The organism is Actinomadura chibensis NBRC 106107 (assembly GCF_001552135.1).
Taxonomy (GTDB): Bacteria; Actinomycetota; Actinomycetes; order Streptosporangiales; family Streptosporangiaceae; genus Spirillospora; species Spirillospora chibensis.
Window position 1 is genome coordinate 11,728 of the sequence record NZ_BCQP01000047.1, and the last position, 16,239, is coordinate 27,966.

The 16,239-nt window shown below is 72.6% G+C and carries 12 protein-coding genes; 5 read left to right on the forward strand and 7 right to left on the reverse strand.

The window, feature by feature from the left end:
- Positions 1–332: 332 nt before the first annotated feature.
- Positions 333–1,103, reverse strand: a complete 771-nt coding sequence (locus ACH01S_RS26450) for a class I SAM-dependent methyltransferase (protein ID WP_246237183.1) — start codon at positions 1,101–1,103, stop codon at positions 333–335.
- Positions 1,100–3,202, reverse strand: coding sequence for a prolyl oligopeptidase family serine peptidase (locus ACH01S_RS26455; protein WP_067897025.1), 2,103 nt, complete (start codon positions 3,200–3,202; stop codon positions 1,100–1,102). Before ACH01S_RS26455 ends, ACH01S_RS26450 begins: the two co-directional genes overlap by 4 nt.
- A gap of 278 nt (positions 3,203–3,480) precedes the next feature.
- Here ACH01S_RS26455 and ACH01S_RS26460 point away from each other — a divergent pair, with 278 nt between their 5' ends.
- Entirely contained in the window at positions 3,481–3,990 is a 510-nt protein-coding gene (locus tag ACH01S_RS26460; protein ID WP_067897030.1) for an HNH endonuclease, read from the forward strand.
- 201 nt (positions 3,991–4,191) lie between these two features.
- The gene (locus ACH01S_RS42625; protein WP_083981167.1) at positions 4,192–4,407 is read left to right on the forward strand and encodes an FmdB family zinc ribbon protein; all 216 of its coding nucleotides are present in this window, start codon (positions 4,192–4,194) and stop codon (positions 4,405–4,407) included.
- On the opposite strand, the gene ACH01S_RS26465 is transcribed toward ACH01S_RS42625, so the two are convergent.
- From ACH01S_RS26465 to ACH01S_RS26475, 3 genes are all read right to left on the reverse strand, one after another.
- On the reverse strand, positions 4,404–4,751 hold the full coding sequence (locus tag ACH01S_RS26465; RefSeq protein WP_067897033.1) for a DUF1330 domain-containing protein: 348 nt from the start codon (positions 4,749–4,751) through the stop codon (positions 4,404–4,406). The two genes, ACH01S_RS42625 and ACH01S_RS26465, sit on opposite strands and share 4 nt — an antisense overlap.
- 94 nt (positions 4,752–4,845) lie before the next feature.
- Positions 4,846–6,699 (reverse strand): dihydroxy-acid dehydratase, encoded by a 1,854-nt coding sequence (ilvD, locus tag ACH01S_RS26470; protein WP_067897036.1) that lies wholly within the window; start codon positions 6,697–6,699, stop codon positions 4,846–4,848.
- A 390-nt stretch (positions 6,700–7,089) separates the two neighbouring features.
- Positions 7,090–7,923 carry a nuclease-related domain-containing protein gene (locus tag ACH01S_RS26475; RefSeq protein WP_246237184.1) on the reverse strand — a complete coding sequence of 278 codons (834 nt, stop codon included), beginning with the start codon at positions 7,921–7,923 and terminating at the stop codon, positions 7,090–7,092.
- 234 nt (positions 7,924–8,157) lie between these two features.
- On the opposite strand from ACH01S_RS26475, the gene ACH01S_RS26480 reads away from it, so the two are divergent.
- Both ACH01S_RS26480 and malQ read left to right on the forward strand, forming a co-directional pair.
- On the forward strand, positions 8,158–9,582 hold the full coding sequence (locus tag ACH01S_RS26480) for an amidase (protein WP_067897044.1): 1,425 nt from the start codon (positions 8,158–8,160) through the stop codon (positions 9,580–9,582).
- A 28-nt stretch (positions 9,583–9,610) separates the two neighbouring features.
- Positions 9,611–11,692, forward strand: a complete 2,082-nt coding sequence (gene malQ / locus ACH01S_RS26485) for a 4-alpha-glucanotransferase (RefSeq protein ID WP_067897048.1) — start codon at positions 9,611–9,613, stop codon at positions 11,690–11,692.
- Here the strand turns inward: malQ and ACH01S_RS26490 are convergent.
- Positions 11,673–12,677, reverse strand: a complete 1,005-nt coding sequence (locus ACH01S_RS26490; RefSeq protein ID WP_067897050.1) for a hypothetical protein — start codon at positions 12,675–12,677, stop codon at positions 11,673–11,675. The genes malQ and ACH01S_RS26490 overlap by 20 nt on opposite strands.
- A gap of 109 nt (positions 12,678–12,786) precedes the next feature.
- Positions 12,787–15,366, reverse strand: coding sequence for an aminopeptidase N (gene pepN / locus ACH01S_RS26495; protein WP_067897053.1), 2,580 nt, complete (start codon positions 15,364–15,366; stop codon positions 12,787–12,789).
- A gap of 167 nt (positions 15,367–15,533) precedes the next feature.
- On the opposite strand from pepN, the gene ACH01S_RS26500 reads away from it, so the two are divergent.
- Positions 15,534–16,145, forward strand: coding sequence for a mycothiol-dependent nitroreductase Rv2466c family protein (locus tag ACH01S_RS26500; RefSeq protein WP_067897055.1), 612 nt, complete (start codon positions 15,534–15,536; stop codon positions 16,143–16,145).
- Positions 16,146–16,239: the final 94 nt, after the last annotated feature.

Below are 16,239 nucleotides of genomic sequence, written 5' to 3' on the forward strand. Positions count from 1 at the left end.
GGTCGTCACGCCGGTGGCGCGGCCCGACGGGACGGCCCCGCTTGTTTATTGCGTTTCTCTCCTCCTTCGGGCCTTGGCGGCCCTCCATCGTCGAGAAACGCGGTGCGATCGCTGCATCGCTCCGGCTCGCCTTGCGGCTCGCTGCGCGATCAGGTTCTCGCTTCGCTCGAACCTGCCTTCGGACGCGATCGCGACCGTTTTGGTTGTTGCGGGGTTCTGTGGTGGCTGGGGTCGGTGCAGTAGACGGTGCGGGTTTTTGCCGCTCGCTCGCTGGCGCTCGCTTCGCTTTTTGGGTCGGCCAGGTTCTCGCTTCGCTTGCACCTGGCCTTGCCTTAGTGCGGTCGGCTTGCGCCTACCAACTGCATGAAGGGGTAGCGGTGCTGCTTTATGTTCTTGAAGCCTCGGGTTCTTAGGGCTGCTGTTATTTCTTTGTCGCCGAAGATTTTGTAGCCAGTGGTTCGGCGTAGTAGGGATCGGGCTGCGGGTGGGGTTGGGAGTATGGCTGGGTGGCGGGATGTCAGGATTACCAGGTGGCCGCCTGGTTTTAGGGCGCGGGTCATGCCGTCTATCGCTGCCCAGGGGTCGTTGAACAGGTAGAGGGCGCCGAAGCAGGATACGGCGTCGAAGGCGGCGTCGCGGAAGGGTAGGTCTGTCGCGTCGCCTCGGACGTATTGGATCTTCGGGTCTGTTGTGTCTTTTGCGGCGCGGGTCAGCATTGGCTGGGATGCGTCCAGGCCTATTACCAGGCCGTCTTTTCCTACGCCTTCGGAGAGGGCTCGGGTTACGTTGCCGGGGCCGCAGGCTACGTCCAGGACCGTTGCCGGGGCTCCGGACAGGCCCAGCCAGTCGCGGGCCATGGCGTGTTCGGTCGCCGTGTCGGGGCCCAGCGGCCAGCCCTTCGCCACGTTGAAGCCTATGGGGCGCCAGAATCGCTCGTAGATCTTCGGCAGGAACGTCGTTTCCATCACCGACTGGGCCAGCGAGGGGGAGCGGGGCGTCTCCGGGGGCAGTAGGTCGAGAAAGCCCTGTGAGAGGTCCGGTCGGGTGGGCTCCTCGCGCAGCAGCGCGAGGAGCCGGGCAGTGGAGCTCCGCACCATGGTCATCCCGCTATTAGACCACTTGTCAATTCATCGCCGAGGGCCAGGCCGGTCTGGGCGGCGAGGAAGGAGAGGGTGTCGGTCATCAGGTCCACCGAGCGGGTCACCGAGCGGGCCGCGTGGCCCACGTCCGACTCGTTGCGGAGGAGGATCGGGGAATCCGAGGCGGTCGCGTACTGGAGGGCGGCGCACATCTTGCGGGCGTGCAGCGGGTCCACGCGGGTGTCGCTGCCGAAGGTGGTGAACAGGACGGCCGGGTAGGCGGTGCCCGGGTGGACGTGGTGGTAGGGGGAGTAGCCGATCAGCCAGCCGAACTCCTCCGGGTCGTCGGCGGTTCCGTACTCGTCGTTCCAGGTCTGGCCGAGGCCGAAGCGCTCGTAGCGGACCATGTCCAGGAGGGGCGCCGAGCAGACGACCGCGCGGTACAGGTCGGGGCGCTGCGTCAGCGCGGCGCCGACGAGCAGGCCGCCGTTCGAGCCGCCCGAGATCGCCAGCTGGGACGGGGTCGTCAGGCCGTCCGCGATCAGCTTCTCGGCGGCGGCGTGGAAGTCGTCGAACACGTTCTGCTTGCGGTCGCGCATCCCGGCGCGGTGCCACTCCTCGCCCTCCTCGGAGCCGCCGCGCAGGTTCGCGATCGCGTAGACCCCGCCTGCCTCCACCCAGGCCAGGATGCTCGCCGAGTAGGAGGGGGTGAGCGAGATGTTGAACCCGCCGTAGCCGTAGAGGATCGTCGGGCGCGGGCCCGTGCGGCCGGGACGGGACGAGACCAGCATGCGGACTCGGGTGCCGTCGGCGGACGTGTAGGTCATCAGGCGCGTCTCGATCTCCGGGACCTCGACCGTGCCCGGCGCGGACGCCCAGAGGGTCGTCTCGCGTGTGAGCGCGTCGTAGCGCATGACGGAGGAGGGCGTCACGTTGTCGGTGTAGCCGAACCACGCCTCGTGCCCGCCCTCGGGGCGCTCGACGATGCCGCCGATCGAGCCCAGGCCCGGCGTCGGGACCGTGCCGGTCTTCTCGCCGGTCTCCAGGTCGTGGACGGTGATCTCGCTGATCGCGTGGCGCGTCCAGCCCGCGAGGAGGACCGGCCGCTCCAGGCCGTCCAGGATCGCGAAGTCGGTGAGGACGGCCTCCGGGTCCTGCGGGATCAGGTCCCGCCACGCCTCGTACGCCAGGTCGGACGGGTCGGCCACGCACAGCCGCGAGCGGGGCGCGTCGCGGTCGGTGAAGATGTAGGCGCGGCCGTCGCGTCCGATGTGGACGCCGGTGCCCGCGTCCACTCCTACCTGGACGGGACGCAGCTCCGGCGACTCCAGCGGCGAGGTGGACAGGTCCGCGATCCACAGGTCGTTCCGCGGGGCCGTGCCCTGCGAGGACGAGACCGTGAGCCACCGTCCGTCCCGGCTGACCCCCACCCCGTAGTAGTTGGTCTTGTCCATCCCGTCGCCGAAGATCAGCACGTCGTCGGTGTCGGGTTCCGCGCCGACCCGGTGCAGGTAGACGCGCCGGTGGTACTGCTCCTCGCCCGCCGGGACGTCCCGCGCGGGCAGCCGCCGGACGTAGTAGTACGCCTCCCCGCCCGGCAGCCACGCCACCGACGAGTACCGGGAGCGGTCGATCGGGCCCTCGACGCGCTCGCCGGACGCGATGTCCATGACGTAGAGCAGCGACTCCTCGTCCCCGCCCGTCGACAGCTTGTAGGCGAGGCGGCGGCCTTCCTTGTCGGGCTGCCAGCCGTCCAGCGTCGTCGTGCCCTCCGGGTCGAGGGCCGTCGGGTCGACGAGGACCCGCTCGGAGCCGTCCGGGTCGACCGTGTACAGCACCGGATGCTCCTGCTCGGCGGTGCGCCGGGTGAAGAACCGCCGCTCGCCCCGCCACACCGGCGCGCCGACGCTGCCCGCGCCGAGCAGCTCGGCGAGCCGCCGCCGCAGCCCCGGCCGGCCCGGCAGCGCGTCCGCGACCTTGTGGAACAGCCGGTCCTGGGCGGCGAGCCACTCCCTGGTCTCGGCGCTGCCTGCATCCTCCAGCGCCCGGTACGGGTCGGCGACCCGGTGTCCGTGGATCTCCTCGACGATGTCCGCGCGGTGCGCGGGCGGAAACGGCGTCATGGATGCACTGTATTGGGCGTTCTGGGCAGCCCGTCCCGCCCCTTCCAACGCGCCGCGAACCGGGGTTTGCGTTCGATCAGCCGCCCGAAGGGGGACTATTGGGGTAGCGGACGGCCTCCCTCAGACGCCACACTGATTTTGGTCGGTTCGCCCCGGGGAGGTCCTCATGGCGAGTGCGCAGGTACCGGAATCGATAATCGGGCCTCGGTGCGAGGCGCGCCCCGTCGCGCCCGCCGAGGCGGAGGAACAGCAGGACAGCCCGGCGGAGGGCGTCTGAGATGAGACAGGTCCTCCTCCTGAACGCGACGTACGAACCACTCACCACGCTCCCGCTCCGGCGGGCGGTCTGCCTCGTGCTTCGGGAGAAGGCCGAGATCGTCCACCACGACACCTCGGGCGCCGTGCTCCACTCGGCGACGATGGCCGTCGACGTCCCGTCCGTCATCCGGCTGCGCCGCTACGTGCGCATCCCGTTCCGGACCCGCGTCCCTCTCACCCGCGCCGCGCTGATGCGCCGCGACAACTTCCGCTGCGTCTACTGCGGGCTCCGTGCCGAGACCATCGACCACGTCCACCCGCGCAGCCGCGGCGGCAAGCACACGTGGGAGAACTGCGTCGCGTCCTGCATGACCTGCAACCACCGCAAGGCCGACCGCCTCCTGTCGGAGATCGGCTGGACCCTCACCGTCACCCCCGCCGTCCCCCGGGGCGCCCACTGGCGCCTGATCGGCCTCATCCACGACGGCGACCCCCAATGGGCCGCCTACGTGACCGAGCCCGCTGCGTAAGCCCAAGGGACAGCCCCGGGCCGTGCGGCCGGAGGGCGCCCAGCGCCCGGAGGCCGCACGGCCCGCCGAGCCGGGCGGCCGCAGCGGCACGACAAGAACCCGCACGGTCACGACGACCCGCACCGTGCCGTGAGGATCGACCGGCTCGCAACGGGGGTTCCAGGGGGTCGCCCCCCTGGGCCAACACCGTATTCTGGGTGGGTGCCTCGTTATGACTATCGTTGCCGTGCCTGTGGGGCGACCTTTGAGGTGTCCCGGCCGATGATCAATGCGTCCGATCCGGCGCCGTGCCCGGAGGGGCATGACGACACGGTGAAGCTGCTGTCCACGGTCGCCGTCACCGGTGGTGCGTCGGCGCCGCCTCGTCCGGCGGGCGGGGGCGGCGGCGGTTGCTGCGGCGGAGGGTGCTGCTCCTAGCCCTCCTGGGCCTTGCGCATGGCCGCGGCCGTCCGGGTGGCGTCGTAGTCCTCGGGGACGCCGTCCAGCAGGACGACCGTGCCCTCCATGTGGTCCGTTCGCATGCGCAGGATCTCGCGGTAGGCGTCCGAGGCGTACCAGGCGCGGGCCGTGGCCATGTCGGGGAACTCGACCAGGACGTAGCCGCCGTCCAGCGCTCCTTCCAGCACCTCCGCGTCAGTGCCGTGGACGAGGAAGCGTCCGCCGAACGGGTCCATGGTGGCCTGGATGCGCTCCATGTAGACGAAGACGTCCTCGTGCAGCGGTGGCCGGGGACGCAGGTGGGCGAGCGCGTACGCGGTCATCGTGGTCTCCTTCCGAGCGGCGGGGCCGGTCGGCCCGGCCCCTGCCACTCTGGCCCCTGCCGGGGAACGAAGGCGATTACCTCCGACGTAGCGCTCAGCCGTCGAGCTGGGAGACGTCGCGGGCCGCGCCCGTGGACGCCGACGTCGCCATCGCCGCGTAGGCGCGCAGCGCGGCGCTCACCGGGCGGTTCCGGTCGCGCGGCCGGTAGCCGCCGAGGTCGGCGAGCAGCTTCTCGCGCCGGATCTCCAGCTCGTCGGCGGGGACGTCCAGCTCCAGGACGCGGTTCGGGATGTCGATCACGACGCGGTCGCCGTCCTCGACCAGGGCGATGATGCCGCCGCCCGCCGCCTCGGGGGAGGCGTGCCCGATCGACAGGCCGGACGTCCCGCCGGAGAACCGGCCGTCGGTGATCAGCGCGCACGCCTTGCCGAGCCCGCGGCCCTTGAGGAAGCTCGTCGGGTACAGCATCTCCTGCATGCCGGGGCCGCCCTTCGGGCCCTCGTAGCGGATCACGACGACGTCGCCCGCCTTGACCCTGCCGCCGAGGATGCCCTCGACCGCGTCGTCCTGCGACTCGAACACGACGGCGGGGCCGGTGAACGTCCAGAGCTCCTCGTCCACCCCGGCGGTCTTGACGATCGCGCCGTCCGGGGCGATGTTGCCGCGCAGGACGGCGAGCCCGCCGTCGGCGGTGTAGGCGTGCTCGACCGAGCGGATGCAGCCGTTCTCGCGGTCGAGGTCGAGCGACTCCCAGCGGGCGCTCTGGCTGAACGCCGACGTGCTGCGGACGCCGCCGGGCGCGGCGTGGAACAGCTCGACCGCCTCGGGCAGGACGTCGGGGGAGCGGACGTCCCACTTGGCGACGAACTCGTCCAGGGACGCCGAGTGGATCGAGTGCGCGTCGCGGTGCAGCAGCCCGGCCCGGTTCAGCTCGCCGAGCAGGGCGGGGATGCCGCCCGCGCGATGGCAGTCCTCGACGTGGTACTTGCCGGTCGCCGGGGCCAGCTTGCAGACGCACGGCACGCGGCGGGACAGCTCGTCGATGTCGGAGAGCCCGAAGTCGGCGCCCGCCTCGGTCGCGGCGGCGAGCAGGTGCAGGATCGTGTTGGTGGAGCCGCCCATCGCGACGTCCAGCACCATGGCGTTGGCGAACGCGTCGCGGGTCGCGATGTTCAGCGGCAGGACGGAGGCGTCGTCGCCGTCGTAGTAGCGGCGGGCGATGTCGACGACGGTGCGGCCCGCGTCCTCGTAGAGGCGGCGGCGGGCGGTGTGCGTGGCGAGGACGGTCCCGTTGCCGGGCAGCGCCAGCCCGATCGCCTCGGTGAGGCAGTTCATCGAGTTCGCGGTGAACATGCCGGAGCAGGACCCGCAGGTCGGGCAGGCGCTCTCCTCCATCTCCAGCAGCTTCTCCTCCGACAGGGAGGAGTCGGCGGACGCGATGATCGGGTCGATGAGGTCGAGCTTGTTGCCGTCCATCACGCCCTCGACCGGCTTGCCCGCCTCCATCGGCCCGCCGGACACGAACACGGTCGGGATGTTGAGGCGCAGCGCCGCCAGCAGCATCCCCGGCGTGATCTTGTCGCAGTTGGAGACGCAGACGAGCGCGTCCGCGCAGTGCGCGTTGACCATGTACTCGATCGCGTCGGCGATCAGCTCGCGGGACGGCAGCGAGTACAGCATCCCGTCGTGGCCCATGGCGATGCCGTCGTCGACGGCGATCGTGTTGAATTCGCGGGGCACGCCGCCCGCCTCGCGGACGGCCCCGGCGACGACCTTGCCGACCTCGTCCAGGTGGACGTGGCCCGGCACGAACTGGGTGAAGCTGTTCGCCACCGCGACGATCGGCTTGCCGAAGTCCTCGCGTTCGACGCCGCTGGCGCGCATGAGGGCGCGGGCGCCCGCCATGTTGCGGCCGTGGGTGACGGTGCGTGACCTGAGCGGTGGCATCTTAGGGACCTCTCCAAGCTGGGGCGTGCGTGCCGTGCGTGTGTACCGTGTGTGCGCGGTCGCGGGTCGCGCGGACGTGGGCGCGGCGGGCGAGGCGCCGTACTGGGATCGCAGCGGCGGGTCGCGGCGCTGCCGCCGGCTCAGCGGAGATCGCGCGGCGGGCCGGTGTCCAGTCGATGCTACCAACCGCCGGGCGCCGCGAACCGCTCCAAGACGTGCGGAAAGCCGGGACGCGGGACGTCCCGGCCTGTCCGTCGTACCGGTGTGCGGGGCGGACACCGGTCCGCCGTGCTCGTTCGTGCTCGTTCGTGCTCGTTCGTGCTCGTCGCGGCCGCGCGGGGCGGGCGCGGATCGTCCGGGCGGCCCGGGGAAGTCGGGCCGCGCCGGTCCTCAGTCGGGGTACTTCGGCGGAAGGGCCTTCTCGGCCGCCTGGAAGATCCGCTGGACGTCGCCGTCCGTCAGGATCTTCGGACGGCGCCGCAGGTACGAGCGCGCCCGGTTGCCCGCGTAGACGTCCACGTCCCTGACCCGCATGACCTTCCACGGGATGGACGGTCCGTAGATCGCCACGGACGGCTGCACCGGCACGTCGAACCCGACCGACTCGCCGAGGATGTTGCTCGCCATCTGTGCTTCCCAGCGGGCCTCGTCCAGGCGGTCCTTCTTGTTGAAGGGGCCGTGGAAGAGCTTGAGGTGGGACATGGTGCGCACGGGGAGGCGCTTGTCCCACTTCTCGGAGTCGATGGCGTAGACGCCGCTCGGGCCGATGACCAGGTGGTCGATCCGGCCGTCGCTGACGCCCTCGTCGTCGCGCGGGACGGCCCGCGCGTGCAGGACCAGGTACCCGTTGCGCTGCAGGGACCTGAGCTGCTTCTCGGTGCGCCGCTCCGCCGCCGACGACTTCTGCCACGCCGTGACGGTGGAGGTCGTGCGGGAGCGGCGGACGACGTCCGCGATCACGATGAGGACCGCGAGCGTGACGCCGAGCCGCCAGCCGGCCACGAGCCCGACCAGGGCGCCCGCGCCGACCGCGACGCCGCCGCGCCACAGCCACCGGCGGGTCCGGGGGTCGTCGAGCACGCCCGCGACCGCCTCGTCCTCGGGTTCCTCGGGACGCTCCTTCACCGGAGCCTGGTGATGGTGCTCACGCATTTCCTCTGCCGCCGCCTCGTCCGACCCGGCCGGGGGATTCCCCCTGGCCGCCTGCGAATCGCCCCGCTCCATGATCGCCATGGTGACGCTCCGTGTTCCTTTCCCTTCGGGGGCATGATCCTCCGTGCGCAGAGTAATCATCAGTCCGGTTGGCGACTAGTCATGCCGGGTTAATAGTTTTGTCGCCGCGCGTGAGTGATTCACTGCCGTCAGGGATGGGTACGAAAGTATTCTTCTCCCTTCGACCGCTGTCATCCTGCCTGCCCTCTTTGATGCCCGCGCACACGGCGTCTAGCGTTCCGGTTTGTGACACAACCTCATGACCTCAGCGCCACCCGCATGGCGGCGGCCGTCCGCACCCGGGAAGTATCGCCGGTCGAGCTGACCGACCACTACCTGGCCCGTATCGAACGGCTCGACGCGCAGGTCGGCGCGTACGCGACGGTCACCGCCGAGCGGGCCCGCGACGAGGCCAGGCTCGCGGAGAAGGCGGTCCTGGACGCCGCCGACCCGGCGGAGCTGCCGCCGCTGCTCGGCGTCCCCGTCCCGGTGAAGGACCTGAACCTCGTGGACGGCGTCCGGACCACCTTCGGCTCGGCCGTGTACGCCGACCTGACCGGGTTCGCCGACGACAACGTCGTGACGCGGCTCAGGGACGCGGGCTCCGTCCTGCTCGGCAAGACGGCGGCGCCGGAGTTCGGGCTGCCCTGCTACACCGAGGGCGCGGTGTCCCCGCCCGCGCGGACGCCGTGGGACACCTCCCGGTCGGCGGGCGGGTCCAGCGGCGGCGCCGCGGCGGCGGTCGCGGCCGGGCTGGCGCCGGTCGCGCAGGGCAGCGACGGCGGCGGGTCGATCCGCATCCCGAGCAGCGTGTGCGGGCTGGTCGGGATCAAGCCGACCCGGGGCCGGGTGTCGCACGGGCCGATCGTCCCGGACCTGTTCGGGCTGTCGGCGAACGGGCCCATCGCGCGGACCGTCCGCGACGCCGCCCTCCTCCTGGACGTGATGGCGGGCCACATGCCCGGCGACCTGTACGCCGCGCCGCCGGTCGATGGAGCGTTCTCCGCCTACGCGGAGCGCCCGCCGGGGCGGCTGCGGATCGCGCGGAGCATCCAGCCCGCCGTGCCGGACGCCGAGGTGCACCCCGACTGCGTCGCCGCCTACGAGGAGGCGTCCGCGCTGCTGGAGGAGCTGGGGCACGAGGTCGTGGAGCTGCCGCAGGTGTTCGGGCCCGACCTCGTCCCGCACTTCGAGACGCTCTGGGGCGTGATGGCGACGCTGACGCCCGTCGCGGCCGAGAGCGAGCACCTCCTCCAGCCGCTGACCCGCTGGCTGCGGGCGCGCGGCGAGGCGACCGGCGCGCCGAGCCTGCTCCAGGCGCACGCGGCGCTGCAGAGCGCGCTCCGGGCGGCGTTCCCCGTGATGGACGGGTTCGACGCCATCCTGCACCCGACCCTGGCCCAGCCGCCCGCCCCGGTCGGCTACTTCCACGACCAGGAGCCCGCCGAGAACTTCGAGCGGCAGAAGCGGTTCACGCCGTTCTGCGCGATGTACAACATCTCGGGCCAGCCGTCGGTGAACGTCCCGCTGCACTGGACCGGCGACGGGCTGCCGATCGGGATCATGCTCTCCGGGCGGCTCGGCGGCGAGGGGACGCTGATCTCGCTGTCCGCCCAGCTTGAGGAGGCCCGCCCCTGGATCGACCGCAAGCCCCCGATCTGGACGGCGTGACCCCGCCCGCACCGGGCATGGTGCAGGGATGGCCGACGAACTGACCAGGCTGGCCGAGTACCACGGCGTCGCGACCCGCTACGCCGACTGGCGCGGACGCGAGGTCGCCGTCGCGCCGGACACGCTCGTCGCGGTGCTGGCCGCGCTCGGGGTGGACGCCTCCTCCCCGGCGGGCGTCCGCGACGCGCTGGAACGGGAGCGGGCGCGGGCGGACACGCTGCCGCCGGCCCTCGTCGTCCGGCGGGCGGGCGGCGGCGCCACCGGCCCGATCCTCGCCGAGCTCCGCCGCTACCTCGGGCAGGACGAGGACGCCGAGGTCGAGATCGAGATCGGCGGCGGCGAGCCGCCCGGGCTCGGGTTCGAGCCGCTGGAGCAGCGGGCCGACGTGCCGTCCGGCGGGCACCGGCTGCGCGTCCGCCGCCTGCGCGACCGGCATCCGGTCCACGTGCAGTTGCTGGTGGCGCCCGCGGCGCTCCGGCCGCCGCCGCGCGCCTGGGGGTTCACGGCGCAGCTCTACTCGGTGCGCTCGCGCGCGTCCTGGGGGCTCGGCGACCTGCGCGACCTGGCCGACCTCGCGGCCTGGTCCGGACGGGCGCTCGGCGCGGGCTTCGTCCTCGTCAACCCGCTGCACGCGACCGAGCCCGTCCCGCCGGTCGGGCCGTCGCCGTACTCGCCCGCGAGCCGCCGCTTCCCCTCGCCGCTCTACCTGCGGATCGAGGACATGCCCGAGTACGCCGCGCTGACCGCCGACGACCGGGAGCGGTTCGCGGCGACGGCCGCCGAGCTGCGCGCGGGCACGGGCCTGCTCGACCGGGACGCGGTGTGGGCGGGCAAGCTCGCCGCGTTCGAGGCGCTGTACCGCGTCCGCCGGGACGGCCCCGACCCGGCCTTCGACGAGTTCCGCCGCCGCGAGGGCCCGGCGCTCGCCCGCTTCGCGACCTGGTGCGCGATCAGCGAGGAGCAGGGGACGTCCGACTGGCGGCGCTGGCCATCCGCGCTCCAGCGGGCGGGCGACCACGCCGTGCTGGACGACCCGTCCCGGCACGCCCGCGCCGCGTTCCACGAATGGCTCCAGTGGCGGCTGGACGGCCAGCTCGCGGCGGCGCAGCGGGCGGCCCTGGACGCGGGGATGGCGGTCGGGATCGTCCACGACCTGGCGGTCGGCGTCCCGCACGGCAGCGCCGACACGTGGGCCGACCGGTCCCTGTACGCGCCGGGGATGAGCGTCGGCGCGCCCCCGGACGAGTTCAACCAGCGCGGCCAGGACTGGGGCCAGCGGCCGTGGCGCCCGGACGCGCTCGCCCGCGGCGGCTACGCGCCGTTCCGGGAGCTCGCGGCGGCGGCGCTGCGGCACGCGGGCGGGATCCGGCTGGACCACGCCATGCAGGTGTCGCGGCTGTGGTGGGTGCCGGAGGGCGCGTCCCCGGCGGACGGCACCTACGTCCGCTACGACCGCGACGCGCTGCTCGGCTGCCTGACCTGGGAGGCGGAGCGGTTCGGCGCGGTGGTGGTCGGGGAGGACCTCGGCACGGTCGAGGCGGGGCTGCGCGAGGAACTCGCCGGGCGGGGCGTGTTCGGCACGTCGCTGCTCTGGTTCGAGCGCGACGCGGCGGGACGTCCGAAACCGGCGGAGCGGTGGCGCGAGTGCTCCCTCGCCACGGTCGGGACGCACGACATGCCGCCGATCAGCGGGTTCGCGCACGGCGACCACATCGACCTGCGCGACCGGCTCGGGCTCCTCACCCGCCCCCGCGCGGACGAGGAGGACGACCACCGCCGCGCCCTGTCCGGCTGGCTGGACGTCCTGCACGAGGAAGGTCTGCTGGACGTCCCGCCCGGCGAGGTCATGCGGGCCCTCGCGGACGGCTCCACCGCCTACGACGAGCGGATCGCGACGGCGCTCCACGACTTCCTGGCCCGCACCCCGGCCCGGCTCGTCGGCGTCTCCCTCGCCGACGCCGTCGGCGAGCGCCGCACCCAGAACCAGCCCGGCACCACCGACGAGTACCCGAACTGGCGCGTGCCCCTCGCCGACGCGGGCGGGACGCCCGTCCTGCTGGAGGACCTCGAAGCCCGCGCGCTGAACCTCTTCAGCCGAGCGCCGCGGTGATCCGCTTCGTGACGTCGTGGAGCAGCGTGTCGGGACGCAGGTCGGCGGCGGCGATCGCCGAGAACAGCGCGGGCAGGCCGGGCAGCGGATAGGGGTCGTCGTCCGCGCCCGCCAGGGCCTTCTTGCCGAGCGGCTGGTGCGCGAGCGACGTGCGGGCCCGCGTCCACGCCGCCTGGACCTCCTCCGGCGACGGCACCCCGAACCCGTGCCCGACCGGCGCCGCGTGCCGCAGCTTGACCAGCGCGCCGTCGGTGAAGTCGGCGGCGAGCCGGCACCGGGCGGCGAGGTCGGCGCGGACGAGGCCGTCCAGCCGGGTCACGACCGTGCAGGGGGTGCGGCAGCGGGCCGCGCAGTCGCCGAGCGCGGCGGCGACCTGGCTGTGCTGGCGGTCCAGGTAGGCGCGCCAGCCCGGCCCCGGCTCGCGCGACACGCGGAGCGTCCGCTCGCAGGCGGCGCGCTCCGGACGGGTGTGGTCGCACATCCGCGGCTTCGCCGGGTCGAGGGGGACGCCGAACCGGCTGCCCTCCCCGTTCACCGCCGCGCCGATCCTGGCCGGGTCGCCGGCGTGCCCGAGGACCGGCTCCCAGGCGAGCATCGGCAGGTACTCGCTGGCGATGTGCACGGCCGCGACCAGCGCCGCCATGTCCCGCCGGTACCAGCGGACCGCGACGACCTCCAGCAGCAGCGAGTACGCGGGACGCAGGCTGGCGAGCGCCCCGCGCGGCCGCTCCCGCGCCGTCTGCGGCATCCGGCTGGCCCGCGCCCGGTCGAGCAGGTCGGCGGGGACCTCGCCGACCGCCTCGGGCATGCCGAAGTCCTCGGCGTCGAGGTCGAGGACGCGCTGCCCGAACGCGCAGAGCGCCGCGACCCGGGCGGCCCCGGCGGCCTTGCCGTCCGCCAGGGCGCCCTCGGCGATCAGGGCCTCCAGGTCGCCGAAGGCGTACCGGCGCGCCAGCGCGGTCAGAACGTCCCGAGCCGTCTTCACATCGACCCCTCCCCGTGACCCCGGCGGTGCCGCCGTCCCCGTGACCATGTAACGATCGCACGGTCACGGGGCACCCGCACAGGGTCATCGAGGCCGGGTCAGGCCGGGGTCAGCCCGCGGCGGCGTCCTTCGCGCGGGCGCGCAGCGCGCGGGCCACCCCGTCGCGCCCCTCCGACAGCAGCCGGGCGAGCGCGGGCGGCGGCTTCTCGTCGGCCAGGTACGCCTCGGTGCGGTCGATCGTGGACTGCTCGATCACGAGGAAGGGGTAGGCGGCCTCGGCGAACGTCTGGGACATGTCGCTGGTCCACTCCTTCCACACCCGTCCGACCTCGGCGAAGTACCGGTCGACGTAGGGGACGAGCAGCGCGGCCTGGTCGGGCTCGACGAACCCGCCGAGCGTCGCCCGGTACACCGCGTTCGGCAGGTCGCCGGACACGATCTTCTCCCACGCGGCGGACTTGGCCTCGGCGGACGGGATCGCGGCCGCGCACGCGGCGGCGTGCCGCTCGCCCGCGGCCGTCCGGTCGCGCTCGTGCTCGGCGTCGATCTCCGCCCGGCCCGCCCGCCCGGTGATGACGAGGCGGCGCAGCAGCGACCAGCGCAGGTCGGTGTCGACGGTGAGGCCGTCGAGGACCTGGGAGCCGTCCAGCAGGCCCTGGACGAACGCCAGGTGCTCGTCGGACACCGCCGACGCCGCGAACGCCTGCGTGTAGGCGAGCTGGAAGTCCGAGCCGGGCTCGGCGCGCCGGGCCAGCTCCGACAGGGTGTCGGCGAGCAGCGCGAGGCCCTCCTCGCGCCACCCCGGGTCGGCGTACTGCTGGACGGCCGTCCGCGCCTGCCGCAGCAGCGTCTGCGTGACCGAGATGTCGGTGACGCCGCTGACGCCCTTCGCGACCAGCCGGATGTAGTCGCGGGTCGCCATCTCGGCGTCGCGCGTCATGTCCCACGCCGCCGACCAGCACAGCGCCCGGGGGAGGCTCTCCCTGATCTCGCCGATGTGCTCGATCAGCGTCCGCCGCGAGTGCTCGTCCAGCCGGATCTTGGCGTAGGTGAGGTCGTCGTCGTTGACCAGGACGAGGTCCGGCCGCTTGCGCCCGACGAGCTGCGGCACGTCGGTACGGGCGCCGACCACGTCCAGCTCGACGCGCTCGCGCCGGACGATGCCCTCGTCCGTCCGGTCGTAGAGCCCGATGGCGAGGCGGTGCGAGCGCAGCGTCGGGTAGTCGGCCTTCGCCTCCTGCAGGACGGTGAACGACGTGAAGTTCCCGTCGGCGTCGACCTCGTACTCGGGGCGCATGGTGTTGACCCCGGCGGTCTCCAGCCACTCCTTCGACCACGCGGCGAGGTCGCGACCGGACCTCTCCTCAAGCGCGCCCAGCAGGTCCGTCAGGACGGTGTTGCCCCACGCGTGCCGGTCGAAGTAGCCCCGCACCCCCTCCAGGAAGTTGTCGAGGCCGACGTACGCCACGAGCTGCTTCAGCACGGACGCGCCCTTGGCGTAGGTGATCCCGTCGAAGTTCACCTCGACCGCGCGGATGTCGGGGATGTCGGCGGCGATCGGGTGCGTGGACGGGAGCTGGTCCTGCCGGTACGCCCACGCCTTCTCCAGGTTCGCGAACGTCGTCCACGAGCCCTTCCACTTGGTGGCCTCGGCCTGGCACAGGACGCTCATGTACGTGGCGAACGACTCGTTCAGCCATAGGTCGTCCCACCAGCGCATGGTGACGAGGTCGCCGAACCACATGTGGGCCATCTCGTGCAGGATCGTCTCGGCGCGGCGCTCGTACGCCGCGTCCGTGACCCTCGAACGGAAGACGTAATCCTCCAGGAAGGTCACCGCCCCCGCGTTCTCCATCGCGCCCGCGTTGAACTCGGGGACGAAGAGCTGGTCGTACTTGGCGAACGGGTACGGGCGGCCGAACACGCGCTCGAAGTAGGCGAAGCCCTGCCGGGTGACGTCGACGATCGCGTCCGCGTCGAGGTGCTCGGCGAGCGACGCCCGGCAGTACACGCCGAGCGGGATGGCGGTGCCGTCCGCGCGGCGGTACTCGTCCCGGACGACGTGGTACGGCCCCGCGATGAGCGCCGTGATGTAGGTGGAGATCTTCGGCGTGGGCGCGAACCGCCACGTCCCGCCCTCGACCGACTCGCCGTCCTTCTGGGGGGACGCCCCCCCAGACCCCCCGTGGGCCTTGGGGGCCTCGTTCGTCACGACCTCCCAGCCCTCCGGGGCCTTGACGGTCAGCTCGAAGGTCGCCTTGAGGTCGGGCTGGTCGAAGCAGGTGTACATCCGGTGCGCGTCGGCCGTCTCGAACTGCGTGTACAGGTAGACGCTGTCGTCGACCGGGTCCACGAACCGGTGCAGGCCCTCACCCGAGCGCGAGTAGGCGCAGTCGGCCACGACCCGGAGCTCGTTGTCCGCGGCGAGGCCGGGCAGCGGGACGCGGCCCTTCTCCGCGTCGTAGGACGCCGGGTCCAGCGCGTTCCCGTTCAGCGTCACCTCCCGCACGACGGCGCCGTGCAGGTCGATGAACGTCGACGCGCCGGTCTCGGCGCTCGCGAACCGCACCACCGTGGTGGAGCCGAACCGCTCACTGCCCGTCGTCAGGTCCAACTCGACCTCGTACGACTCGACGGCGAGCAGCCGGGCCCTGTCCCGCGCCTCGTCGCGCGTGAGGTTGCCTGCCACATGAACTCCTCGGTCGGCTTTATCGTCTGGTGCCCCCATGTCTACCAACCGGACGGCGATACGGCCCGTCCCGCCACGGTCTTGGGGGCTTCGCGCGGCAGGGAATCAGGACGGGCGGCCCCCGGTTGTCGCATTCACGTACCTGGTACAGGCCAAGGAGGCTGACGTTGACGACCGACGCGCGCACGCCGGTGGACTTCTGGTTCGACCCCCTCTGCCCGTGGGCGTGGATCACGTCCCGCTGGATCCTGGAGGTGGAGCGGCAGCGCCCGATCGACGTGCGCTGGCATGTGATGAGCCTCGCCGTCCTCAACGAGGACAAGGACGTCCCAGAGGACTACCGCCGCGGGCTCAAGGACGCGTGGAAGCCGGTGCGCGTCTGCATCGCCGCCGAGCAGAAGTACGGCTCCGAGGTGCTAGGACGCCTCTACACGGAGATGGGCACCCGCCGCCACCATGAGCGGCAGAAGTTCGACCGGGAGTTCCTGGAGGCGTCGCTGAGCGCGGCCGGGCTCGACCCGTCGCTCGCCGCCGCCGAGTCGACCGACTTCGACGAGGCGGTCCGCGCGTCGCACAAGGACGGCATCGACCGGGTCGGCCAGGAGGTCGGCACCCCGGTGATCGAGGTCGAGGGCCACGCGTTCTTCGGCCCGGTCGTCACCCCGATCCCGCGCGGCGAGGCGGCCGTCAAGCTCTTCGACGGCGTCCTCGCGGTCGCGTCGACCGACGGGTTCTTCGAGCTCAAGCGGACCCGCACCCGGGACCCGATCTTCGACTGACCGGGAGTCCCCGCCGGGGCGCCGGAGGGTGCCGCCACGGTCAGGTAGTTGCGACTTAGTTGCAACTACCACGGCGATGCCTTCAAACTGGTCC

Excerpts from the sequence above, each read along its gene's own strand:
- ACH01S_RS26450 (WP_246237183.1), bottom strand. The coding sequence starts at position 1,103 with ATGACCATGGTGCGGAGCTCCACTGCCCGGCTCCTCGCGCTGCTGCGC.
- ACH01S_RS26455 (WP_067897025.1), bottom strand. The coding sequence starts at position 3,202 with ATGACGCCGTTTCCGCCCGCGCACCGCGCGGACATCGTCGAGGAGATC.
- ACH01S_RS26460 (WP_067897030.1), top strand. The coding sequence starts at position 3,481 with ATGAGACAGGTCCTCCTCCTGAACGCGACGTACGAACCACTCACCACG.
- ACH01S_RS26465 (WP_067897033.1), bottom strand. The coding sequence starts at position 4,751 with ATGACCGCGTACGCGCTCGCCCACCTGCGTCCCCGGCCACCGCTGCAC.
- ilvD (WP_067897036.1), bottom strand. The coding sequence starts at position 6,699 with ATGCCACCGCTCAGGTCACGCACCGTCACCCACGGCCGCAACATGGCG.
- ACH01S_RS26475 (WP_246237184.1), bottom strand. The coding sequence starts at position 7,923 with ATGGAGCGGGGCGATTCGCAGGCGGCCAGGGGGAATCCCCCGGCCGGG.
- malQ (WP_067897048.1), top strand. The coding sequence starts at position 9,611 with ATGGCCGACGAACTGACCAGGCTGGCCGAGTACCACGGCGTCGCGACC.